The 22,644-nt window shown below is 61.2% G+C and carries 22 protein-coding genes; 11 read left to right on the plus strand and 11 right to left on the minus strand.

The features are described 5' to 3' along the window. Positions 1-2: 2 nt before the first annotated feature. Positions 3-905 carry a branched-chain amino acid ABC transporter permease gene (locus ACODTZ_RS18055; RefSeq protein ID WP_018897084.1) on the minus strand — a complete coding sequence of 301 codons (903 nt, stop codon included), beginning with the start codon at positions 903-905 and terminating at the stop codon, positions 3-5. A 379-nt stretch (positions 906-1,284) separates the two neighbouring features. On the opposite strand from ACODTZ_RS18055, the gene cysQ reads away from it, so the two are divergent. Together cysQ and ACODTZ_RS18065 are read left to right on the plus strand one after the other, a co-directional pair. After that, positions 1,285-2,067, plus strand: a complete 783-nt coding sequence (cysQ, locus tag ACODTZ_RS18060; protein WP_413395644.1) for a 3'(2'),5'-bisphosphate nucleotidase CysQ — start codon at positions 1,285-1,287, stop codon at positions 2,065-2,067. A gap of 126 nt (positions 2,068-2,193) precedes the next feature. Then, positions 2,194-3,231 carry a DUF2793 domain-containing protein gene (locus tag ACODTZ_RS18065; RefSeq protein ID WP_489027065.1) on the plus strand — a complete coding sequence of 346 codons (1,038 nt, stop codon included), beginning with the start codon at positions 2,194-2,196 and terminating at the stop codon, positions 3,229-3,231. Positions 3,232-3,236: 5 nt separating this feature from the next. Here ACODTZ_RS18065 and ACODTZ_RS18070 read toward each other — a convergent pair whose 3' ends face one another. After that, complete coding sequence (locus tag ACODTZ_RS18070) at positions 3,237-3,986, minus strand: helix-turn-helix transcriptional regulator (RefSeq protein ID WP_489027066.1); 750 nt, start codon at positions 3,984-3,986, stop codon at positions 3,237-3,239. A gap of 399 nt (positions 3,987-4,385) precedes the next feature. Between ACODTZ_RS18070 and sciP the strand changes: the two genes are divergently transcribed. Both sciP and ACODTZ_RS18080 read left to right on the plus strand, forming a co-directional pair. After that, complete coding sequence (sciP, locus tag ACODTZ_RS18075; RefSeq protein ID WP_007533628.1) at positions 4,386-4,661, plus strand: CtrA inhibitor SciP; 276 nt, start codon at positions 4,386-4,388, stop codon at positions 4,659-4,661. Between the two features lie 313 nt (positions 4,662-4,974). Continuing rightward, positions 4,975-5,253, plus strand: a complete 279-nt coding sequence (locus tag ACODTZ_RS18080) for a GNAT family N-acetyltransferase (protein WP_489027067.1) — start codon at positions 4,975-4,977, stop codon at positions 5,251-5,253. A 111-nt stretch (positions 5,254-5,364) separates the two neighbouring features. On the opposite strand, the gene ACODTZ_RS18085 is transcribed toward ACODTZ_RS18080, so the two are convergent. Beyond that, complete coding sequence (locus ACODTZ_RS18085) at positions 5,365-5,715, minus strand: hypothetical protein (RefSeq protein WP_018897078.1); 351 nt, start codon at positions 5,713-5,715, stop codon at positions 5,365-5,367. A gap of 440 nt (positions 5,716-6,155) precedes the next feature. Here ACODTZ_RS18085 and ctrA point away from each other — a divergent pair, with 440 nt between their 5' ends. Beyond that, the gene (ctrA, locus tag ACODTZ_RS18090; protein WP_003542362.1) at positions 6,156-6,857 is read left to right on the plus strand and encodes a response regulator transcription factor CtrA; all 702 of its coding nucleotides are present in this window, start codon (positions 6,156-6,158) and stop codon (positions 6,855-6,857) included. A gap of 135 nt (positions 6,858-6,992) precedes the next feature. Here ctrA and ACODTZ_RS18095 read toward each other — a convergent pair whose 3' ends face one another. Continuing rightward, the gene (locus ACODTZ_RS18095) at positions 6,993-7,355 is read right to left on the minus strand and encodes a response regulator (protein WP_018897077.1); all 363 of its coding nucleotides are present in this window, start codon (positions 7,353-7,355) and stop codon (positions 6,993-6,995) included. A 127-nt stretch (positions 7,356-7,482) separates the two neighbouring features. Continuing rightward, on the minus strand, positions 7,483-8,133 hold the full coding sequence (gene chpT, locus ACODTZ_RS18100) for a histidine phosphotransferase ChpT (RefSeq protein WP_026282744.1): 651 nt from the start codon (positions 8,131-8,133) through the stop codon (positions 7,483-7,485). Positions 8,134-8,318: 185 nt separating this feature from the next. Here chpT and ACODTZ_RS18105 point away from each other — a divergent pair, with 185 nt between their 5' ends. Both ACODTZ_RS18105 and ACODTZ_RS18110 read left to right on the plus strand, forming a co-directional pair. Then, positions 8,319-8,915: a DUF1134 domain-containing protein gene (locus ACODTZ_RS18105; RefSeq protein WP_209234770.1), complete on the plus strand. Its 597-nt coding sequence runs from the start codon at positions 8,319-8,321 to the stop codon at positions 8,913-8,915. 116 nt (positions 8,916-9,031) lie between these two features. Next, complete coding sequence (locus tag ACODTZ_RS18110; RefSeq protein WP_112980414.1) at positions 9,032-10,192, plus strand: coiled-coil domain-containing protein; 1,161 nt, start codon at positions 9,032-9,034, stop codon at positions 10,190-10,192. A gap of 19 nt (positions 10,193-10,211) precedes the next feature. On the opposite strand, the gene ACODTZ_RS18115 is transcribed toward ACODTZ_RS18110, so the two are convergent. After that, positions 10,212-11,033 (minus strand): TrmH family RNA methyltransferase, encoded by an 822-nt coding sequence (locus ACODTZ_RS18115; protein ID WP_209234771.1) that lies wholly within the window; start codon positions 11,031-11,033, stop codon positions 10,212-10,214. 5 nt (positions 11,034-11,038) lie between these two features. Continuing rightward, positions 11,039-11,425 carry a hypothetical protein gene (locus ACODTZ_RS18120; protein WP_111564122.1) on the minus strand — a complete coding sequence of 129 codons (387 nt, stop codon included), beginning with the start codon at positions 11,423-11,425 and terminating at the stop codon, positions 11,039-11,041. Between the two features lie 43 nt (positions 11,426-11,468). Between ACODTZ_RS18120 and ACODTZ_RS18125 the strand changes: the two genes are divergently transcribed. Together ACODTZ_RS18125 and rpoH are read left to right on the plus strand one after the other, a co-directional pair. Next, positions 11,469-12,503 carry an RluA family pseudouridine synthase gene (locus ACODTZ_RS18125; protein WP_111564121.1) on the plus strand — a complete coding sequence of 345 codons (1,035 nt, stop codon included), beginning with the start codon at positions 11,469-11,471 and terminating at the stop codon, positions 12,501-12,503. A 162-nt stretch (positions 12,504-12,665) separates the two neighbouring features. After that, positions 12,666-13,574: an RNA polymerase sigma factor RpoH gene (rpoH, locus tag ACODTZ_RS18130; protein WP_018897070.1), complete on the plus strand. Its 909-nt coding sequence runs from the start codon at positions 12,666-12,668 to the stop codon at positions 13,572-13,574. Positions 13,575-13,626: 52 nt separating this feature from the next. On the opposite strand, the gene ubiA is transcribed toward rpoH, so the two are convergent. From ubiA to ACODTZ_RS18145, 3 genes are all read right to left on the minus strand, one after another. Continuing rightward, positions 13,627-14,541, minus strand: coding sequence for a 4-hydroxybenzoate octaprenyltransferase (gene ubiA / locus ACODTZ_RS18135; protein ID WP_209234772.1), 915 nt, complete (start codon positions 14,539-14,541; stop codon positions 13,627-13,629). A gap of 114 nt (positions 14,542-14,655) precedes the next feature. Next, entirely contained in the window at positions 14,656-17,136 is a 2,481-nt protein-coding gene (locus ACODTZ_RS18140; RefSeq protein WP_209234773.1) for a hypothetical protein, read from the minus strand. 60 nt (positions 17,137-17,196) lie between these two features. After that, the gene (locus ACODTZ_RS18145; protein ID WP_047514597.1) at positions 17,197-18,492 is read right to left on the minus strand and encodes an adenylosuccinate synthase; all 1,296 of its coding nucleotides are present in this window, start codon (positions 18,490-18,492) and stop codon (positions 17,197-17,199) included. 199 nt (positions 18,493-18,691) lie between these two features. Between ACODTZ_RS18145 and ACODTZ_RS18150 the strand changes: the two genes are divergently transcribed. Then, complete coding sequence (locus tag ACODTZ_RS18150; protein WP_489027068.1) at positions 18,692-19,603, plus strand: DMT family transporter; 912 nt, start codon at positions 18,692-18,694, stop codon at positions 19,601-19,603. On the opposite strand, the gene ACODTZ_RS18155 is transcribed toward ACODTZ_RS18150, so the two are convergent. Then, the gene (locus tag ACODTZ_RS18155) at positions 19,600-20,445 is read right to left on the minus strand and encodes a GNAT family N-acetyltransferase (protein ID WP_489027069.1); all 846 of its coding nucleotides are present in this window, start codon (positions 20,443-20,445) and stop codon (positions 19,600-19,602) included. The two genes, ACODTZ_RS18150 and ACODTZ_RS18155, sit on opposite strands and share 4 nt — an antisense overlap. Before the next feature lie 333 nt (positions 20,446-20,778). Between ACODTZ_RS18155 and ACODTZ_RS18160 the strand changes: the two genes are divergently transcribed. Continuing rightward, on the plus strand, positions 20,779-22,641 hold the full coding sequence (locus ACODTZ_RS18160) for an SGNH/GDSL hydrolase family protein (protein ID WP_489027070.1): 1,863 nt from the start codon (positions 20,779-20,781) through the stop codon (positions 22,639-22,641). The last annotated feature ends 3 nt before the right edge of the window (positions 22,642-22,644 follow it).

Genomic DNA, 22,644 nt, shown 5'->3' on the forward strand with positions numbered 1-22,644 from the left:
CGTTAAACCTTCTCGACTTCCGGCCGGCCCAGGATACCTGTCGGCTTGAAGATCAGCACGAAAGCGAGGATGGCGAAGGTCGCCACATCCTTGTAGGCGATGGTGAAGTAGGCCGACCACAGGCTTTCGATCAGGCCGATCATCAGACCACCGAGAACGGCGCCCGGAAGCGAACCGATACCGCCGAGAACGGCCGCCGTGAACGCCTTCACGCCAGGCACGAAGCCGTCGTTGAAGTTCACCACGCCGTAATACATCAGGTACATCGTGCCGGCGACGGCAGCGAGTGCGGCGCCCATGATGAAGGTCACCGAGATCGTCTGGTCGACATTGACGCCCAGCAGCGCCGCCATCTTGCGGTCCTGCTCGGTGGCGCGCTGCGCGCGGCCAAGCGCCGTATGATTGACGAGGTACCAGAAGACGGTGAGCAGCACGGCCGTGATGATGATGATCACGATCTGCTTCAGCGAGATCGTGACACCACCGATATTGTAAACGCTGCTGATCAGCGGCGGGATCGGCTTGTTGCGCGGACCCTGCGTCACCTGGATGAAGTTGGACAGCGTGATTGACATGCCGATCGCTGTGATCAGCGGCGCCAGGCGGAACGAACCGCGCAGCGGGCGATAAGCGACGCGCTCGATCGTCCAATTCCACAAACTCGTCATCAGCATCGCGATAAGCAACATCAGCAGCAGCAGAACCGCGACCGGCAAACCAGCAAAAATCGATGTGAGGACGAGAAAGACGATAAGGGCGGCGAAGCCACCGATCATGAAAATATCGCCGTGGGCGAAGTTGATCATGCCGATGATGCCGTAAACCATCGTATAGCCGATAGCCACAAGGCCATAGATGGATCCAAGAGTCAGCCCATTGATGAGCTGCTGGACAAAATATTCCATATGTCTTTCCCCTGGACACAGAACCGTGAAAAGCCTGCGTCTCTTGTTATTAGAGCCCTTGTTGAGCCCTTGATTAAAGATTTCATACTGCTTTCAAAGCAAAAGGGAAGCGCAAAATTTCAAAGCTCCAAAGTTCTTTGCCGTTTTGGTGAAAATGACTTTTTGTCGTTCAGAAAGTTGATTTTTTCAACACAATCCGGCCTCTGACGCCACTTTTCACCGCAAATTCACTTTTCCCTGGGATCTTTAGCCTTCGCCGATGGATGGAAAATCGTCAAAGCACACCTGCGTCCTTTTGCGACGGCGGACAAGCCGTGCAATGAAGCGTGAAAACGACTATATGAGAAGCATGATGGAGAAGGGATCGAACCGACCCGCGATGCTCGAAACATTTGAACGCGCCGCCCTTGAGGCTGGCAAAGCGATCATGGATGTGTACCGCGCCGGCTGCACTGCGGCCAGCAAGGCTGACAACAGCCCTGTCACGATCGCCGACGAGCAGGCCGAGCGGATCATTCTGGCTCATCTCTATCGCGATTTTCCCGATATTCCCGTCATCGCCGAAGAATCGGTCGCGGCCGGCATCGTGCCGGCGGTCGGCTCGTCATTCTTCCTGGTCGATCCCCTGGATGGCACGCGCGAATTCGTCGACAAGCGGCCGGAATTCACCGTCAACATCGCCTTCATCGTCGATGGCCACCCAGCTGCCGGCATCGTCTTCGCACCGGCCCTAGGCGTCGCCTTTCTAGGCGAGAACGGAACGGCCGAGAAGCTGCATATCGGCCCGGACTTCCGCGTGGAAAAGCGGCTGCCGATCAACGTTCGCCTCGCCAAAGCCGAACGCACAGCACTCGCCAGCCGTTCGCACGACAGCCCGCAGACCGCGCGTTTCCTGGCCGAGCAGGCCATCTCGGAGTGCAAGAATATCGGCTCGTCGCTGAAATTCTGTCTTCTGGCGGAAGGAGAAGCCGACGTCTATCCGCGCTTCACCCGCACCATGGAGTGGGACACCGCGGCCGGCGACGCCATCCTGCGCGCAGCCGGCGGCTGCACCGTAACCCTCGACGGCCGACCCCTCACCTACGGCAAGACGCGACAGGCCCACGATGCGGATTTCGCGAACCCCGATTTCATCTCCTGGGGCAACGCCCCCCGGCTCTGAGCGCGGGGATATCTTTTGCAAATATCCATGTGAAATCAGCGCCCGGCCCCGCGCGCTGTCCCCGTTTCCCGACGGGCCTCTACGATTTGCGGCAGTGAAACCTGCCGCGAACACCGGAGCTCGATCGTGTCGGACCAGACCAACAACCTCGCCTTGCCATACATCCTGCCCTCCCAGGCGCAGAAGCACGTGCCGCATAACGAGGCGCTGCAGCGCCTCGACACCGTGGTCCAGCTGACGATCATCGCCGAACGGCAAGGACCACCCGAAACACCAGCCGAAGGCGACCGCTACCTCGTCGGCGCCGATCCCGAGGGCGCGTGGCTCGGCCGCCACGGGCTCATTTCCGTTTGGCAGGACGGCGCATGGGCCTATCTCTCGCCAAACCCCGGCTGGCGCGCCTTCTTTCTCGATACTCGCCAGCTCCGCGCTTTCGACGGCACGAAATGGAACGTCATCTCGCTCGATGCGGATGGCGCGCTTCCGATGATTGGCATCAACGCGACGGCAGATGAGATCAACCGGCTGGCAGTCGTCTCCGAGGCCAGCCTCTTCAGCCACGCAGGACAAGGCCATCAGCTGAAGATCAACAAGGCCGACCCGTCTCAAACAGGCACGCTTCTCTTTCAGACCGATTGGTCGGGCCGCGCCGAGATGGGGCTTGCGGGAAGCGATGCCTTTTCGATCAAGGTCAGCGGCGATGGCAGTGATTGGTCGACAGCGCTCGTCGTGGCGCCTGACGGCGTCGTGCGCATGCCCTCGCGGCCGATCGTGCGGGCATCGCCCGCTGCAGGTATCACCTCCCCGCCACCGGCAAGCCGCACCGGCTTTACGGATCTCCATGCGGGACAAGGCGGCTTTGAGCTCGGCACCGCCGTGCCATCTGGCTCCGGCGCGCGGCTGATCGTGCCTGCCGACGGCTTCTATCTGCTGTCGCTGTCGGTCAGCACCCTCACCTCATCAGGCCACAGTGTGGCGATCGAAATCAACGGTGCCACGGTGATAGCCAGCGCGAGCGGCCCGGCCTCGGCATCGCCGACCGGGCAAAGCACGACGACGATCGCTTGGCTGAACCAGGGCGACTGGCTCGCATTGCTTCACACCGGCACTGCGCAATATGAATTTGGACCGGCGAAGACCGAACTCTGCGCCGTCATGCTCTAGGGATGTTAAAGCAGGCGGTAGCGAAAGGCCCGGGCAACCGCCTGCATCCGGTTGACGGAATCGAGCTTGCGCATCGCGCTCTTAAGATATCCGACCACGGTGTGCGGCGAGAGCTCAAGTATGATGGCGATCTCGTCGCTGCTCTTGCCCGCAGCCGACCAGCGCAGGCATTCGATCTCGCGGCTGCTGAGGTTCTCCAGCGGCTGCTCGGTCACCTGCATGCGCGCATAGACATCGAGAAACTCCATGGCGCTGAACACATGCGCCATCGCCTCCTCGCGCGAAAGATCCGCCCGTGCGCCCGAAAACGCGAAAATATAAGGCTGGCGATCGGCGTCATGCAGCACGAAGGCAAATGTCCGGCGAAATCCGAGCTCGCGAAACAGGCCGGTAATCCGCTCGTTTTTCGGGTTCGTCACGCTGCTTTCGAATGCGCTGACACCAAACGAAACCGGCAGGCTCGATTTTCGGAGCTCCGAAACAAGCGCACTATTGTGAAACAGGTCGTCTTCGTCATAGGCGGCAACAAGGCTGTCGGGCCAGTTGCTGAAAATGTGGTTTCCCGCAAAGCCGCCATTGTCGCCATGGGGAAAACCCGCGAAAAAATAGTGGTTGAAACCCGCCGCTTTCGCGAGACGCGCGAGGCGTTCCTTGGAATCGGCTGGGGGATCGGCTGGCGATCGACTGGATTTCTCAGGCGATAAAAAAGCAATATTCACCGCGCCGTCTTGAACGGCACGTTCCTCATTCCGCATCGATTTCGTCCTTCAAAGGCTAAACTTGCCTGAAAACGCTCTTCTGGCAGCAACAATCAAAGTATAGGAAAAGAAAAAACGGTCACTTCGACGTTATTCGAGGCCTGACATTCTATTCCCAACGCGCGCAGAACAAACAATCGCGACGACACGCGACGTTCTATCTGCCCCTGGGGAGGCTTATAGTTTGCTGAGGATCAGACAACTAATATTCATTGTGCATGGCTCCCATGCACTCATGACAAATTTACGCAAGGAAAGCCCGCGCGTGGGACACCGAATAGCGCCGTGATGCGACGCGGTTAAATTTATTATCAAAGTGTTACGACGCGTTTAGGCAATTTTTAAATGTGACAAGCTAGAGTGGCTCTCGTGGTCTTGAGTTGTGTAGAGAGTCCAATGACCGAAATGATACGTCCCCGAGTGAAATATGTCATCGGCCCCGATGGCAGCCCGCTGACGATTGCGGATTTGCCGCCGCCGAATACTCGGCGCTGGGTAATTCGCCGTAAGGCAGAGGTTGTCGCAGCTGTGCGCGGTGGCCTGTTGAGCTTGGAAGAAGCTTGCGAACGCTATACCCTGACCGTCGAGGAGTTTCTCTCCTGGCAGTCGTCCATCAACAGCCATGGTCTTGCCGGCCTGCGCACCACGCGCATCCAGCAGTATCGCCATTGATTAATTATTGAAGTTGATTCCATTTCAGTTCGGGCCGACCGCACATCGCAGGATGTGAAGCCGGCCCGAAGCTTTTGCTGCTTTCCGGCGTTTATTTTATTGCCGAACTGAACCGACGCTCTGAAGTGCGGCCACCGTCCACAAAGACCACTCGGACAGCGGCTGCGCGAGCAAGGCTCGATATCTTCCTTTCGCAAGCGCCGAACCACCTGCCTCCCCTTTCATCGAACAATCCGTCACCGTGAGCGGCCTTTGCTTTGCGCCGGTGCCATGGCACGTTTGCTTCAACGCTATCGAGAGGAAGGCAGTCGGGATGAAGATCACCAACGAAGAAAATGCATCGGGCGGCCGTTACGTCGCCGAGCTCGAAGGCCATGAGGCCGAAATGACCTATTCCCGCACAACGCCGACGCTCATCATCATCGATCACACCGGTGTTCCGGATGCGCTGCGCGGCAAGGGCGTCGGCCAGGCGCTTGCGCTGCATGCGGTCGAAGCCGCCAGAACCGGTGGCTGGAAGATCATTCCGCTCTGCCCTTTCTTCAAGGCGCAGGCGCTTCGCCACGACGAATGGCGCGACGTTATCAACTGATCTTCCAAAGTCGAGAAACGCCAAAAGCCATGTATGACGGACAGCACGCCCGTCATGCATGGCTTTTATGAGATGACACCCCAGATGCCCGAAGGCATCGGCCATCTTGGCTTAGGCTCTTGCCCGAACCGCCCCGTCGCGCTCTTCGAGCGCGGCAGCGCGTGCATATTCCGCCTGCATCTCTTCGAGCGTCTGCTCCAAGGCCTCTTCCTGCATCCTCAGTTCCTTGATCGAAACCTGAAGATTGTCCGCGCGCTGGCGTGCTGCCTTCGCGAAGGTGGGATAGGCGAAGTGATTCGGGTCGGAAATGCCGGACTTCTTTTCCTCGACGACGATCTGGCTCTCCAGATCCTTCGTCATACGGTCAAATTCAGACATCATCATCTGCAATTGCTGCAGCTGACGACGCTTTTCGTTCACCTGAAACTCTTTCAGACGAACTAGGCTCTCACGCGACTTCATACGCATTACTCCAGTGATGCGAGACCCCGGCTTCACTTGAAACCGCCCATTAGCTGCCGCTGTCATGCGACTTGCCCAAAAAATTTCCCTCGGCGTTAACAAAAACCTACCGCTGGTAACCTTTCGTTTACGGGCATCGTTAATGATAGTGCCGATGATTTAAGGGTCGGTAAACACAACTACGCGATTTCCGGTCCGTTTCATTGGTGAGTCGAATGAATCGCTTGCCGGCCTTTCTTAATGTAACAGTTGAGAAGAGGGCCTTGCGGATTCTCGTTGGAAAACAGCGGAATGGACAAAATATTTAATAAATTGATTACCTCTTGCCAGAGTGAATCAGAATTTGTTAACCATTTCGTGGCAGCTTCCAAATCACGCAGTGACATATCTGTATCGCGTAGGGGCCAGACCACCTTTCGGCGGCGGTAAAGGGGATAAGAATGCGGGTACTACTCATCGAAGATGACAGCGCGACAGCGCAGAGCATCGAACTGATGCTCAAGTCAGAAAGTTTCAACGTCTACACCACCGATCTTGGTGAAGAAGGCGTCGATCTCGGCAAGTTGTATGATTATGATATCATCCTTCTTGATCTCAACCTTCCAGACATGTCCGGATATGAAGTGCTCCGCACTCTCCGCCTGTCCAAGGTTAAAACACCGATCCTGATCCTCTCCGGCATGGCCGGCATCGAGGACAAGGTTCGCGGTCTCGGCTTCGGCGCCGACGACTACATGACCAAGCCTTTCCACAAGGACGAACTGGTTGCTCGCATCCATGCGATCGTCCGTCGTTCCAAGGGTCACGCCCAGTCGGTCATCATGACCGGCGAACTGATCGTCAACCTCGACGCCAAGACCGTCGAAGTCGGTGGCCAGCGCGTTCACCTGACGGGCAAGGAATACCAGATGCTGGAGCTGCTTTCGCTCCGCAAGGGCACGACGCTCACCAAGGAAATGTTCCTGAACCACCTTTATGGCGGCATGGACGAGCCGGAACTGAAGATCATCGACGTCTTCATCTGCAAGCTGCGCAAGAAGCTTGCAAACGCTGCCGGCGGCGCAAACTACATCGAAACCGTCTGGGGCCGCGGCTACGTTCTGCGCGAGCCGGATGGCGCCGAATACGCCGAAACAGCCTGATATCCGATTTCGGTCCCTACGCCGATCATCCTTAAGATCCCGCCTTCACGGCGGGATTTTTTGTGTCCATGAACACGTCCGGAACGACAAAAGCCGCCCCGAAGGCGGCTTTTGCATGTGGATCGAATGGGAATATCAGGCGGCGATGGCGCGATTGCCGAAGACCGCGGTCAGGATCTTGCGGTCGAACGGCTTCAGCAGGAAGTCCGTGGCCCCTGCCCGCTTGCCCATCATCAGCTTCTTCAGGTCGGCCTCGATCACGCAATAGTAGATCTTGACCTCCTTGCCGCCTTCCATGGCGCGAACCGCCACGATCAGATCAAGCGCGCCATCCATGGATGAATCGACGATCAGGTAATCGGGCAGCTCCACCTGGCAATGGGACAATGCTTCGCTGGCGCTGGAGGCTTCACTGACCATGAAGTCGAGTTCCGAGAGAATCCGCTTCCCGACTTTACGAACGACGTCCGACGAATCGGTGATCATGAACCTTTGCATCGCTGCTCCATTGCCCAGCTTCTGTCCCGGCGGGCATCTTCACGGGCAAGGATAGAAACATTCGGCTAAGGAAGTATTACTTCGATACAAGCAATGTGCCGGGAATCTGTCCCGGCGCTGTTTTAGATCAGGCCGGAATGACTTCGGCGGTGAAGACGATCTCTTCGGCGCTGGCGCTATGGCCAAGCTTCATGCCGCACTCTTCCGCGAGCAGGACTGCGTAATAGGGCTGGATCGTGTGCGCGTCGATCGCTTCTTCGATCTCGCCCGTCGAAATCTCCACGAACTTCGGCGGCAGGCGCATCAGCTTGCCCTTGGCGACGAGCGTGAACTTCGCGTCGAATTCCGGGTTCTCGAGCGTGATATCGATCTGGCCACCGCGCGGAATGGAAGAGTAGGCAACCAGGAACAGGTTGAGCAGCAGCTTGACGCGGTTCTTGGCGATGATGGCGCGCGGTCCGTTCCAGACCACTTCGGTCTTCTTCTCGGCGGCAGCGAAATCCTTGGCGGCGCGCTCTGCTTCGCCGGTATCGATCGAAGCGCCGACAGAGCCGGAAGCGCCGAAGGCAAGGCGTGCGAATTTGAGACGAACCGACGCGTTCAGCGCGCTGGTGCGGATAAGATCCATGGCGTCTGCATCGGCGCCGCCCTCGTCGAGCAGTTCAAGGCCGTTGTTGATCGCGCCGACGGGCGAGATGACGTCATGGCAAACACGGCTGCAGAGAAGCGCGGCCAGATCTGGGCCGGTCAGGGTAAGGTTTGGATTCTTCGACATCATTGTCTCCAAGAGGGCGGTGATTCATTCCGCCACACATATTGCTTCATCATTGCACGAAGTTTGCGAGCGTACTCGGCGCCATAATGACACCATATTTGGTAAACCGATTGTTAAGACCATCCGCGCAAAATGATAGAAACGCCGGAAACGGCACCATGTATCGACCATGATGAACGGATGACACCATGCGCCCCTCAATCCTAGGAAGATTCCTGGCCGACTGCCGGCGGGTATCACTGCTCGCGATTTCGTGCCTGATGCTCGTCGCGACGCAGGCCGCGGCCCAGCAGGCAAGAAACGACCAATACTCGGTTCAGGAAATCGTCGACGCCGGCCACTCCTTCTTCGGCTCCACCAGCGGCGGCCTTGCAAAGGCGGTCGAGGCAGCCTTCCAGAAGTACGGCTTGCCAAACGGCTACATTCTCGGCCAGGAAGGCTCCGGTGCCTTCATCGCCGGCCTCACCTATGGCGAGGGCCAGCTGAACACCAAGAACGCCGGCGAGCATCCGCTCTACTGGCAGGGTCCCTCGCTCGGCATCGACTACGGTGGCCAGGGCACGCGCGTCATGATGCTGGTCTACGACCTGCCTTCGACCGACGCCATCTACGCCCGCTTCGGCGGTGTCAGCGGCCAGGCCTTCGTCATCGCCGGCTTCGGCATGACGCTGCTCAAGAACAACAACGTCCTCGTCGTGCCGATCCGCACCGGCGTCGGCGCCCGCCTCGGCCTTAACGTCGGCTATCTCAAGATTACCCCAAATCCGACCTGGAACCCCTTCTGATATTGCCGTCACGGCGAACTCTGTGTCGCCGTGACCCATCCGCCACTTGCCCTAACGGCGTTGGCCGCTTAATCATTGGCTGACGCAAATCAACTTCTGGAAGCAGTGGCCTCGCCGTGATCGAATACGCGCTCTTGTTCGGATTGGGCTTTCTGGCCGCGGCGTTCCTGGTTTTCCTCGTATCGCCGGCCGTCCATCGCCGTATCGTCTGGTATACGGAAAACCGCATGCGCGCGACGATGCCGCTCAGCCCCCAGGAAGTGCGTGCGCAAAAGGACATGGTCCGCGCGCTTTATGCCGCCGAAAACGCCCGCACCACGCAGGATCTGATTCGCGAACGCGAAAAGTCGATGTCGCTGCAATTGAAGCACGACCAGATCGCCCGCGACGCCGGCCACTTCGCCTCCGAGATCAGCGCGCTTCAGGCCCAGATCGCCGACATGAGCGTCGAGGCCGCCGAATTGCGCTCGCATTTGCGCAAGGACGAGAACTATATCAGCCAGCTGAAGACGAGCCTGCATATCGCCGAACAGGCCAGTGCCGCCAAGGAAGGCGAGCTCGACGCTCTTCGTATCCGCCTGAACAAGATCGTCGAGCAGACCGACAATCTGAAGATCGACATGGCCGCGCGCGAGACCGAGCTCGAAAACCTCAATTTCAAGCACAGCGGACTGCGCACCGAACGCGACGAGCTTCGCCAGGACGTCGGCCTGCTGCAGAAGCGCGCCAAGGATGCCGAACAGAAGCTGACGCAGCAGGAACACGCTGTGCTGCGCCTGGAAGACCGCGCCGAGCGCGACAAGGCGACCCTTGCCGACAAGGAAGCGCTTCTGACACGCCGGCAGCAGGACCTGACCAAGCTCAAGGATCAGGTGAAGGCCGCCAATGCCGACATGCGCAAGGCGAACCGCGCGCTTCGCTCGGCGGGCCTTGCTCCCCTCGTTCTCATCCCGCCGCAGGAAAAGCCCGTGCCGGAAGAAACCCCGATCTCAGAACTCGATACCGCCGCGGTCGCAGCGCGCCTTGCCGAAGAAGTACGCGCCCGCAGCGCCGCCGTATCCGAGGAAATCCTCGCCGCCAGGCTGAACACCTCCAACGACGGCGCTATCCGCGAAGAGATCGCAACCATCGCCGCCGACATGGTGGCCCTGACCGCCATCAACGAAGGCAAAGCCTCGCCGATCCGCGAGCTGCTGCCGGAGACGGTGGAGACGAAGGAAGGCGAGCGCATCGACCTCGCCCAGCGCGCCGCCACGATCCTGTCGCAGCCCGGCTAAGACCAGCCGCCAGCAAATCTCAGATACGCTTGGCCGTGGAAGACATGGCAAACAGCGCGATGCCGGTTGCGGTCGCGACATTGAGGCTATCGAGCCCCGGCGATTGCGGAATGCGGGCGCTGCGGAAGCGTGACAGTACCGCCTGCGGCAACCCCTCGCCTTCCGTGCCAACGACCAGCGCCATGCGCTCGGAGGCCGGAATGGAGCGGATATCGACCTCGCCGCGCGGCGACAGCGTCCAGATCGCGAAATCGCGCTCGGCGAGTTGGGTGAGCAGATCAACCGCGTCACCGCCACGCTGATAGGGAACGCTCAACACGGAGCCTACCGAAACGCGCATCGCCTTGCGATAGAGCGGATCGCACGAGGTCTCATCGAGGAAGATCGCATCGGCATCGAAGGCCGCCGCATTGCGGAACATCGAGCCGGCATTGTCGTGATTGGAAATGCCGCAGCCGACCAGCACCAACGAACGCTCAGGCAACCGATCGATCAGTGCGCCAGCCTGTGGCTGTCGTCGCCCCAAGGCCAGCACGCCGCGATGCAGATGGAAGCCGACGATACGGTCGAGCACATCCGCTTCCGCGACGTAGACGGGGACGTCTTCCGGCAGGCGCTCGAGAATATCGGCGACGCCCTCGACACGGTTGCGCAGCAAAAGCACCTTCTCGGCCGCGAAATCGCCGCCTGCCCGGTGCGCCTCGGCTAGCATGCGCAGCACGACGGTGCCCTCGGCGATGAACCGGTTATGCCGCCCCGTCAGATCGCGTTCGCGAATGTCGCGAAACTCGGCGATACCAGGGTCGTCGGCATTGTCGATCGCAATCAGCCGAGGGGCCATCGTTCTCAGCCGCCGTTGACGGTCACGTCGGCAATGATGCTTCCGGCCTTGATGTCGAACACCAGCGCCTTGGCCACGCCCTCGGCGGTCTTGCCGAAGAACATGATCTGGCCGCCCGAAAGCGAAGAGGACTGGAGAACGAAGCCGGCAGGCAGGTTTGCCGTCACCGAAACCGGCGCATCCGACGGAATTCCGGCTGATGTAATCGCGGCCGGCTCCTTGGCCGGCGCCCGCATCGTCTTGTAGACAACCGCGCCGAAGACCGCCATAAGGCTCACGAACATGATGAAGCCCGAGACGATCTGCAGGCGGATCATCTTGCGTCGGACATTTTCCATTGCCGGATCGAGGGGCTTTTCTTCCTGATCGTCTTCTGGCTGGACATTCGTCATATATGGCGTTCCATTCTATAAAATACTTCGGAGAAGAAGCGTCTTGAGCGACCCCTTTAAACAAGCAGCCGGCAATATGAAAGTCCTGACGGCGGATGAACATGCCGAAGGCCGGCTTGATGCGTGGATGACGGCTCAGCTCGGCGAGGAATTCTCCCGCAGCCGCATCAAGGTGCTGATCAAAGAAGGCCAGGTCACGTCGAAGGGATCAGTCGTCGCCGATCCGCAGAAGAAGGTTCGCCCCGGCGACGTCTTCGAGATCAACCTGCCCGAGCCCGAGGACCCAACGCCGAAGGGCGAGAATATCCCGCTCGACATTCTCTACGAGGACGACGACCTGATCGTCATCTCCAAGCCATCGGGCATGGTCGTACACCCGGCCGCCGGCAACTGGACGGGAACGCTGGTCAACGCGCTGATCTATCACTGCGGCGACAGCCTGTCGGGTATCGGCGGCGTGCGCCGTCCTGGCATCGTTCACCGCCTCGACAAGGACACGACGGGCGTCATGGTCGTCGCCAAGAACGACGTCGCGCACCGCCACCTCTCCGCCCAGTTCGCCGACCACGGCCGCACCATGCCGATCGAGCGCGCCTACCAGGCCGTCGTCTGGGGCCGTCCGCGCACATTGACGGGGAGCATCGACGCGCCGCTCGGCCGCGACACCGGCGACCGTACCCGCCGCGCCGTCAAGCGCCCGGGCACCGCCGATGCCGATGAGGCAATCACGCATTACGAGGTGATCGAGCGCTTCCACGAGACGCCGGATGCGCTGTCGCTGGCCTCTCTCGTTGAGTGCCATCTGGAAACCGGGCGCACCCACCAGATCCGCGTTCACATGGCCCACATCGGCCATCCCCTGCTCGGCGACACCGTCTATGGCGCCGGCTTCAAGACCAAGGCCAATCTTCTGCCGGATGCGGCCAAGAAAGCGGTCAACAGTTTCGGCCGCCAGGCGCTGCATGCCTACATGCTGCAGTTCGAGCACCCGCGCAGCGGCGAACTCATGCGCTTCGAGGTCCCTCTGCCCGACGATATGGTGGCGCTGGTCGACGCCTTGCGCAATGCCGAACTGTAACGGCATCGTGAACCGGGCTTGAGCCTTGAACTACGGTATTGCCACACTTATCTCTACACTGACTTCGTGCGGGCTTTGACAAAGCCGCACGTTCCCGGTTCGCCTTCAAGACGCAGGGACGCGTCCAAGCGGGGATCGGAATTCAGATAGGAGGGTGCAAGAATGGCCCGAAGCAGTTTGCCGTCCATTACCGCCGGCGAAGCCGGTCTCAACCGTTATCTCGACGAAATCCGCAAGTTCCCGATGTTGGAGCCGCAGGAAGAATACATGCTGGCAAAGCGGTATTCCGAACACGGCGACCGCGAGGCTGCGCATCGTCTCGTCACCAGCCACCTGCGTCTCGTCGCCAAGATCGCCATGGGTTATCGCGGCTACGGTCTGCCGATCGGCGAAGTCGTGTCCGAAGGCAATGTAGGCCTGATGCAGGCCGTCAAGAAGTTCGACCCGGAACGCGGTTTCCGCCTGGCAACCTATGCCATGTGGTGGATCAAGGCCTCGATCCAGGAATACATCCTGCGGTCCTGGTCGCTCGTGAAAATGGGCACCACCGCCAACCAGAAGCGTCTGTTCTTCAATCTGCGTCGCCTGAAGGGCCGTATCCAGGCCATCGATGAAGGTGACCTGAAGCCGGAACACGTGGCCGAGATCGCAACCAAGCTGCGCGTCTCCGAGGAAGAAGTGATCTCGATGAACCGCCGCCTGTCCGGCGACGCATCGCTCAACGCGCCGATCAAGGCGTCGGAGGGCGACAGCGGCCAGTGGCAGGATTGGCTCGTCGACGATCATGACAGCCAGGAAGACGTGCTGATCGAGCAGGACGAACTCGACACCCGCCGGCGTATGCTGGCCAAGGCGATGAGCGTTCTGAACGACCGCGAGCGCCGCATCTTCGAGGCACGCCGCCTCTCCGAAGATCCGGTAACGCTGGAAGATCTGTCGAGCGAGTTCGACATCAGCCGCGAGCGCGTGCGCCAGATCGAGGTCCGCGCCTTCGAAAAGGTCCAGGACGCTGTCCGCAAGGACGCGCTCGACCGCGCCAAGGCCGTCCGCGTCGTCGAAGCCACGGCGTAAGCGAACCAATCCCAAAATACAAAGGGCGGGTCTCACGACCCGCCCTTTTCGTTTACAGGGTTCCCAGCACTGCCGCGCCCGCCAGCAGCAAGCCCGTCAGGATATTTGCCAGGAACAGCCGATAATTCACCTCCGGGCGAACAAGGTCGATCCGCCGGGTCTGCCACGCAAGATGGGCGGCAATCACCAGAATTCCGAGCATATAGGGCAGCGACATCCCGAGCAGCCAGCCGCCGAGCGCCCATGCGCCAACGGCCAGGCCGTAGAAGACGCCAATGATCGCCTTGCCATGCCGGCCAAACAGGATCGCCGTCGATTTCAGCCCAAGCCGGGTATCATCCTTGACGTCGACATAGGCGTAGACCGTGTCGTAGCCGATCTGCCATGCGATCGCCCCGCCCCACATCAGGATGGCCCCAAGCGGGATGTGTCCGGCGACCTCGGCCCAGGCCATCAGCATGCCCCAGTTGAACGCCGCGCCAAGAACGGCCTGTGGCCAGTGCGTGAAGCGCTTGCAGAGCGGATAGATGAAGACGAGCGGAACGACACAGATCGCGACCAGCCGTGTGTAGGGCGAAAGGAAGAACAGTAGCGAGGCCGCCAGCGCAAGCTGAACGGCCAGAAAGCTCAGTGCCTGCAGGATGCCAATCTGGCCATTCGCCAGGGGCCGGAAGCGCGTCCGCTCGACATGGCCGTCAAACTTGCGATCGGCGATATCATTGACGGTGGACCCGGCGCTTCTCATCAGCAAGGCGCCGAGCGAGAATATCAGCAGCTCCCGAATATCGGGGAAGCCGTGCGATGCCTGAATGAGTGCCGCCCAGCAGGGGAAAAGCGTGAGCCATATCCCGACGGGACGATCCAGCCGCGCCAGACGCGTATAGGGTCGCCATGCCCTGGGAAGCCTGCGCTCCACCCAGTCGTCGAGGTTGATATCGCTCAGATCCGGGCGGCTTGCAGCGGTCATCTTGTCCAAACTCCAAATCCAGAAGGCCCGGCAACGAAGTGGGCCGATCTCGTCAAAAAGGGCAAGTCTTGCGACCTGCCCTTTCCTGTATCTGTTCAGTCTGGACGACCAGCCTTACTGGCTGGTCGAGACGTCGCCGGCTGCGTTCCATTCGCGGATGGCGGCGTTGAAGGCTTCGATGCCAGTCTGGCCTTTCTGCATGGTCAGAAGCGCGCGGCGGCCGTTGCGGTAGGTGATCGGGATATCGATCCAGTCGCGCGTCGACAGAAGGTCGAGATTGGCCTTGCGGGCATCCGGGTAATCGTTGAGCGCGATCATGTGGAAGTCATCGGTGATCTTCGCCGGCACCGCGACGAGCGCATCACCACGATCCTGCTCGGTCCGCTTCATCGAAATGCGCTGAACGCTGTCGATTGCGCCACCTTCGAAATTCGCCGGCAGGGAGAACACCATCTCGACGATGTGGCTGGCCGGGAGCGAAGGATCGGAATTGCGCTTGAAGTTGATCTGCGCCGTGAGGTTCCGCTCGGGCACTGTCAGCGTGCCCTGGACGGAAGCTTCCTGCTTACCATCGGCGCCGGCCTCATGGTGCAGGCTCCAGACGATTGAACCCTGGATCGCCGTCGGCGAGCTCTGGCCGATGCGCTCCTCATAGAGGAACATCTTCTCGCTTGAACCGGCAGGCGCGGTCTGGCCGGCAGCGGGCGGCGTCGCGGAGGCTGCGGCATCCGGTGCGGCCGTGCCGGAAGCGGCGGCAGGCGGTGTCGTGCCTGCGGCGGCCGGTGCGACCGGGTCCGCGGACGCGACGTTCTGCTCGGCGACGGACTTGCCTTCGGCGACCTGCGTGCTCGGTGCCGCGGCCGGGCCGCTGTCGACCTCGGTGCCATCGGCCATCAGCCGCTGCGTGAACTTGTTGCCGGCGGCCGAACCGTCGGCGGGGGCGGCGCCGTTCTGCGCGGCATCAGGCGTTGCAGCAGCCGGTTTGGCATCGCTCGTCTGGTCGGCGGGCGCTGTCGTGCCTGCGACAGGCGGAGGCGTCTGCGCGGTCTGCGATGGAGCTGCGCTGACTAGGCCCTTGACCATTTCGGTCAGCGCGGCCTGGTGCGTATAGGCGGCATAACCGCCGCCGCCGACAACGCCCAATGCGATCAGAAGCGCGATGATGGAACCGATGCCGAAACGACGGCGCTTCGGCTCCATACGGAAATTCTTGCCCTGGAACTTCGAGGCGATGTCGTCGTCGCTGTTGCCAACCGACAGGCCATCGTCATCCTCGGCAACGACGCCGCGATTGTCGTAGCCACGAAGCCTTGTTGCTTCCTGCCAGTCGTCGCCGGCCAGAGGCTCGTTCTTCGGCGTCGGTCCGCCATGAATTTCGGAGAAAAGATCGACATCCTCGTAGGATGTGGCAGCCGGTGTCTTCTTGTCGTTGTCGATCGGCGGCAGGTCGTCGAACGCGGCCGCTTCCCAGGAGAAGCTCTCATTGGCAGCCGGCATCTTGGCCGGTGCAGCCGGCACGGGTGCCGACGCGTAGTCGATGCTCGACACCACCTCGTCAAAGGCGCGCGCAGCATCATTGGCGGCAGGTGCTGCATGCGAAGTCTCGGAGAACTGGCGCAGCTCTTCGAGCGCCCAATCCGTCGGTTCAACCGTCTTCGTGGACGGTTCCGGCACTTCTTCCGCCGGCTCGTTCCAAACCGGATCGAAATGACCGGCGGCGTCGGCATGAATGGGATCGTCCTGCGTCTGCTCGACGAACTGATGCGGCGGCTCGAAAACCGGAACCGGCTCGACGAGACGGTTGCTCAGGTCGAAATCGCGGGCAACCGGCTGCGCGCGCGGCGCGTCGTCGATGACAGGCTCAGCATAGGGCTCAACGTCGGGCGCGGCAGCGAAATCATGGCCATGCGTCTCGCGCGCGGCGTCATACTGGTCCTCGACCGGCAGCTGCCACGGCTCGACCGTCTCCGGCTCAGCGGCGGACACATGCGGCGCTTCCTCGAACACAGGCTCGTCATGCGAATGCGCGGGCTCGTGATAGACTTCAGGCTCGGGCTGAACTTCAGGCTCTTCGTGAACGTCGGCGGCATGCACCGGCGCCGGCTCTTCGTAGACCGGCTCCTCATGCGCGACTGGCTCGTCAGCAACCGGAGCCTCGGGCTCGACGGGCGCTTCATAAGCCGGTTCCTCGTAAACGGGTTCTTCGTGCGCGGGCGGCTCGTAGGCGGGATGCTCGTAAGCCGGTTCGGCCGCCGGTGCCTCTTCGGCCTGTTCGGCGACCGGCTCAGGTGCTGCGGCAACCTCGGGCTCGGGCGCGACTTCGGGCTCCGCAGGCGCTTCCGTCACCGGCTCGGCGACGGCGACCTGATCCTCTGCCGGCAGCGCATCGGCATGCTCGGCTTCGACCTCACGAATGGCGGCTTCGAGCTTTTCCAGCTGGCGCTGCAGCATGGCCTCGGGCGGACGCGGCTTCATGTTCTCGAGCTGCCGCTGTACGGCACCGCGAGCACGCTCGTAAACCTTCACCCGCATATCGGGAGTGTTGTCGGTCAGGCCGTCAACCGCCCGCCGGATAACTGCGATAAAATCCGCCATACGTACTTTCTCTAAGAGTGTGGTTCGCCGCGCGAACCACACAAATAATCATATAAAACCTTAATCCTCAAAAGGATCGGTCACAAGTATGGTGTCATCACGCTCAGGACTTGTAGACAGAAGAGCGACGGGGGCGCCGATCAGCTCTTCAACCTGGCGGACATACTTGATCGCCTGGGCAGGAAGATCGGCCCAGCTGCGCGCGCCGACGGTCGATTCCTTCCAGCCCTCGAGCGTGATGTAGACGGGCTCGACGCGCGCCTGGGCAGCCTGGCTCGCCGGAAGATAATCGATCTCCTTGCCGTCGAGCTTGTAGGCGACGCAGATCTTCAGTTCGTCGAGACCATCGAGAACGTCGAGCTTGGTGAGCGCGATGCCCGTGATGCCGGATGTCTTCACCGTCTGGCGAACCAGAACGGAATCGAACCAGCCGCAGCGACGCGGACGGCCGGTATTGACGCCGACTTCGCGGCCGACGGTCGAAAGATGCTTGCCGACTTCATCGTTCAGCTCGCACGGGAACGGACCTTCGCCGACGCGGGTCGTGTAGGCCTTGGTGATGCCGAGAACATAACCGATCGCCGTCGGGCCGAGACCGGAGCCTGCGGCAGCCTGACCGGCAACCGTGTTCGACGAGGTGACGAACGGATAGGTGCCGTGGTCGTTGTCGAGCAGTGCGCCCTGCGCACCTTCAAACAGGATGCGGGCGCCGGCCTTGCGCTGGTCGTCGAGGATACGCCAGACCTGGTCGACATAGGGCAGAACCTGGTCTGCGACGTCGTTCAGTTCCTTCTCCAGCGATTCCACCGAGATTTCCGGCAGGCCGAGGCCGCGGCGCAGCGCGTTGTGGTGCGTCAGAAGACGATCGATCTTGGCCGGCAGCGCTTCCTTGTCGGCGAGGTCGATGGCGCGGATCGCGCGGCGACCGACCTTGTCTTCATAGGCAGGGCCGATGCCGCGGCGGGTGGTGCCGATCTTGGTGCCGCTGTTGGATGCCGCGTCTTCACGGAAGCCATCGAGATCGCGGTGCAGGGACAGGATCAGCGGCGCGTTGTCGGCGATGCGCAGAATCTCGGGCGATACGTTGACGCCCTGGGCACGCAGCTTCTCGACTTCGGCGACGAAATGATGCGGATCGACGACGACGCCGTTGCCGATGACGCTGAGCTTGCCGCGCACGAGGCCCGACGGCAGCAGCGCCAGCTTGTAGCTGACACCATCGATGACCAGCGTATGGCCCGCATTGTGTCCGCCCTGATAGCGCACGATCACATCGGCACGTTCCGAAAGCCAGTCGACAATCTTGCCCTTGCCTTCGTCACCCCATTGCGAACCGACCACAACTACGTTCGTCATTCACGTCTTCCTGTTAAAGGCGGATTTAACCGCTCCCTGCTCAAACCCGCGCATCTATAAGGCTTTGTTTTTGGGAAAGCGACCCTGTATTGCCGTCTGAATTGGCTTTTTACGTGACAAATCAGCTATTGGCAGGCTATTTGCCGCCGTAGTCGGAGGAAGTTCTGCGCCCGCGCAGCCGACCGGGAGAGAATCGGCCGTGCAGTTTGCCGCCTATATATGCCTTGTCGTTGCCGCGATGTGCTGGGGTGGCAATACCGTTGCCGGAAAACTGGCGCTCGGTCACGTCAGCCCGATGATGCTGACATCGCTGCGCTGGTTCGTCGCAACCGCGATCATTGCCGCCATATCCGTGCCGCAGCTGAAACGCGATTGGCCGGTCGTGCGCAAAAACCTCCCTCTGCTCTTCTTCTACGGCATCGTCGGCTACACGCTCTTCAATGCCATGCTTTATTCCGCGGTAAAATATACGACCGCCATCAATGTCGCAATCGAGCAGGCAGGCATCCCGATGCTGATATTCCTGCTCAACTTCCTGTTCTTCCGCACCGGCGTGTCGCTCGCGCAAATCCTGGGCTTCGTGATGACCTTGCTCGGCGTAGCGTTGACGGCCGCCCATGGCAGCCTGACCACGCTTCTGGAGCTCGGCCTCAACACCGGCGACGGCCTGATGCTGGTCGCGGTCGCCGCCTACGCCGTCTACACCATCTTCCTGCGATGGAAGCCGCCGCTCGACTGGCGCACGCTGATGGCCGTACCCGCACTCGGCGCCACCATCAGCGCACTGCCGCTTCTGGCCTGGGAGGCATCGAAGGGCGCGGCTGAGTTCCCCGATGGAACCGGATGGCTCATCACCATCTACACGGCGATCTTCGCCTCGCTGATGGCCCAGGTGCTCTACATCAAGGGCGTGGAATGGATCGGCGCCAACCGCGCGGCACTCTTCATCAATCTCGTCCCGGTCTTCGGCACGCTGTTTTCAGTCGCTCTGCTCGGCGAAGCGCTGCAAACGTTCCACATCGTGGCACTGGTCTTGACGCTCGGCGGCATAGCCATCGCCGAAAAGGGCCGCCCCAATCGAGTGACCCCAGCGACGTCGGACGCGCGCTAGCCCAGCTCCAGCGTGGTGACACCGAAGACATTCTTCAGCGGGACGGTGGGAACAGCACCGCGATACATGCGAGATGTCTCGAACACCGGCTCCAGCCCCATGCCGACGGCAAGCGCCACGGCGTCGCGATTGTCGGAGGGGATATCGATGAACACCCGCGCGCCCTTCGCCTCCTGCCCGAGCGTGGAGAGCAGTGCCGCGGCGCTATCCGCATCGGCGGCAAACAACGGCCCGATCTTGTATCCGTCATAACAGCGGCGGATCGTGCCATAGCCACGGATCTTGCCGCTCTTGCGAACGACGGCCGTGCGCCGGTGCTTGCGGTTGGTGCACCATGAGGTCACGAAGGCCGGGCGCTGCGCCGAAAACACGCTGGCATCATAGCGCACCAGCCCGTCCAGCTTGTCGGTCACAGGCGTTGCTGTCAGCGACGACGACGGCAAAGAGCCGATCACGCCGCCATAACGAACCGTTTTGTAGGCTTCATCGAAGCCGGCCTTGCGGTAATTCTCCTGCTGGGCGACGACGCCGTCGAGCCCGATGCTGCGGCCATTCGCAGACGCGATGCCGGCATCCCAGATCGCCCTGCCGTAACCCTTGCCGCGAAATTCCGGGTGAACCATGTAGAGCCCGAGAAAGGCCAGATCGTCGCCATACTTGACGACGGAGATCGAGCCAACCGGGACTTCGCCGACCGCGCCGACGAAAAACCCCGATGGATCCGCGTCATGAAAGGGAAGCGAATCGTCGAGACCTGGATTCCACCCCTCCTGCCGCGCCCATTCGAGCACTAGCTCCAACTCACCGGGCCGCATGGGGCGAACGGCAAACTCCGAATTCATGCAATCTTCCCAATCAGGCCCACGGCGAGCGCACACAGGCGGCGCAATGTGATGAAATCAAGTCTAGCGGCCGCAATACGCGATCGATGACCAGGAAACATGTTCTCTACGGAAGCGATCTGCATCGATCGACATGACGTCGGACACAGAAAACCTTCCGGCCGGAATCATCATGGAACAAGGAAACTGTAATCTCAAGATAATTACTTAAGAGACCATGAAGCTCACTAGGCTTTGCGAGGTCTGAACGGAAAAGAACTTGCACTGACAGGTCATCCCCGTCTCCCGGCACTGAATTAGGATATTTTTCCCAGTTCTTACAGGAGACCCGCAATGCTTCTCGGTATCGGCCTTTCGACTGCCCTATCCCCCGCTCAGCGACACTCCAGCCCTCGCGCCATCATCGCATTCGGCGACAGCCTCACCGAGGGCGCCGGCGCATCGTCCCGCGACCATGGTTTTCCTGATATCGCCGCCAGCCTCTTCGATCCGCCGAGAACGATTATCAATCGCGGCATCGGCGGCCAGACCTCGACCGAGATCGCGGCCAGACAGGGCGGCGTGCCGCTCAAGCTTGCCGTGGCCGGCGGCAATATCAGGAACCTCTATCCGCATACGCGCGACTGGATGGACCGGTTCGAGACCGGCATCGTCAACGGCCTCACGCATGAATGCATCAACAAGGGCACCGACGAAAACGGCCTGCCCTATGGCGACATCAGGATCCATGGGACGGCAACCGCCGGCTTCACCGACATCGGCCGGCAGATCTACGGCGCCATCACGGCCAACCACGCGGCGGAACCGGGCAGCCCCTGGACGATCTCAAGCGAAATCCAGATGATCGCCGGCTCCACCTCAGGCATAGCGGGCATGCGCCTGCCGCTGATCGACGCCAACGAACTCGGCGGCTACCTCGCCGAAATCGCCGCGCCGGCTTTCGCCCTTGATGGCACGCGAAGCCACGTATCGGCGACGGCGACCAACACCCACAGCTTCATCCGCTCCACGCATCTGCTCGACATCATCCCGGGAAGTGCCATTGACATCACGCTGCGCATATTCCCCGGCCAGTTCGAACAAGGCGCGACCGCGACAGCGCTGCAGCTGACACCCGGCGATGGCGAAATCCCCGCCTATCACCCGGAGTTCTCGCGGCTCTATCGTTTCGATCAGGATAGCGACGGCTGGCTGCCGCGCATCCAGGACGGCCACGCGGCGCCGGTCGCCACGCGCGACGGCAGGCTGATCGTCGAAAACGACGACGCCGGCGTGCTGCGCGGCTGCGAACTCGCCATCGCCGAAATCCCCGGCGGCCAGATCATCACAGGCGGTAAGACCATCCACCTCGCCTTCGACATCGAGATCATCGACGGCAGCGGCCAGATCCATGTCGGCGGGCTCGCCGCACCGGGCGGCGGCTGGGCGACGACGACATCAGGCGGCGATCCGACACGGCCGATCTCGGCGAGCGGCCATTACGAACTGGTCTTCACCGCCGGCAATCTCGCCAACGCAAACCCATCCTGCGGGGCAATCGCCTTCCTCAGCAGCGGCAGCCTTGTCAGCTGGTCGCTCGACAATATCGTCATCGAATGGGGCGACGAGACCCCGCAAGTGGAGGTCCTCTATCGATCGATCGAGGCGCTGCACGGCGCCGATGGCGCCATCGGCCTACACGGCACGCTTGCCGGGGTGGAGGGTACGCTGACGACCAATGGCGGCACGCGCCACCTGTTCACGCGCAGCCATGCGGGCGGCGCCATGCCTGTCGCATACGCCACGCCCTTCAACCCCAGCGATGCAACCACCGGCCAGATCCAATGGCTATGGGCCGGCCGCAACAATGCGGTCACGCCCGAGACCGTTCTCTCCGACATCGCGGCCATGGCATCCCATGTCCCCGGCGGCCGCTATCTGATCGGTTCGATCCTGCCGTCGTCCGCCGACACCCCCGCAACCCGCCAAACGATCGCCACCCTGAACGCCAATCTGGCCACCCTCTACGCGACACGCTTCGTCGACCTCCATGCCGCACTTGCCGCCGCCGCCAATCAAACCATCGGGGACCAACAGGACATCACCGCAGGCATCATCCCGAGGTCGCTTCGCGCCGACGCCCTGCATCTGAACGACCAGGGCTATGCAATAGCCGCCGCAGCCTGGGTGTCGGCAACCACGGCTATGGGCTGGTGACGC

The sequence above is a fragment of the Rhizobium sp. FG113 genome (assembly GCF_057809895.1).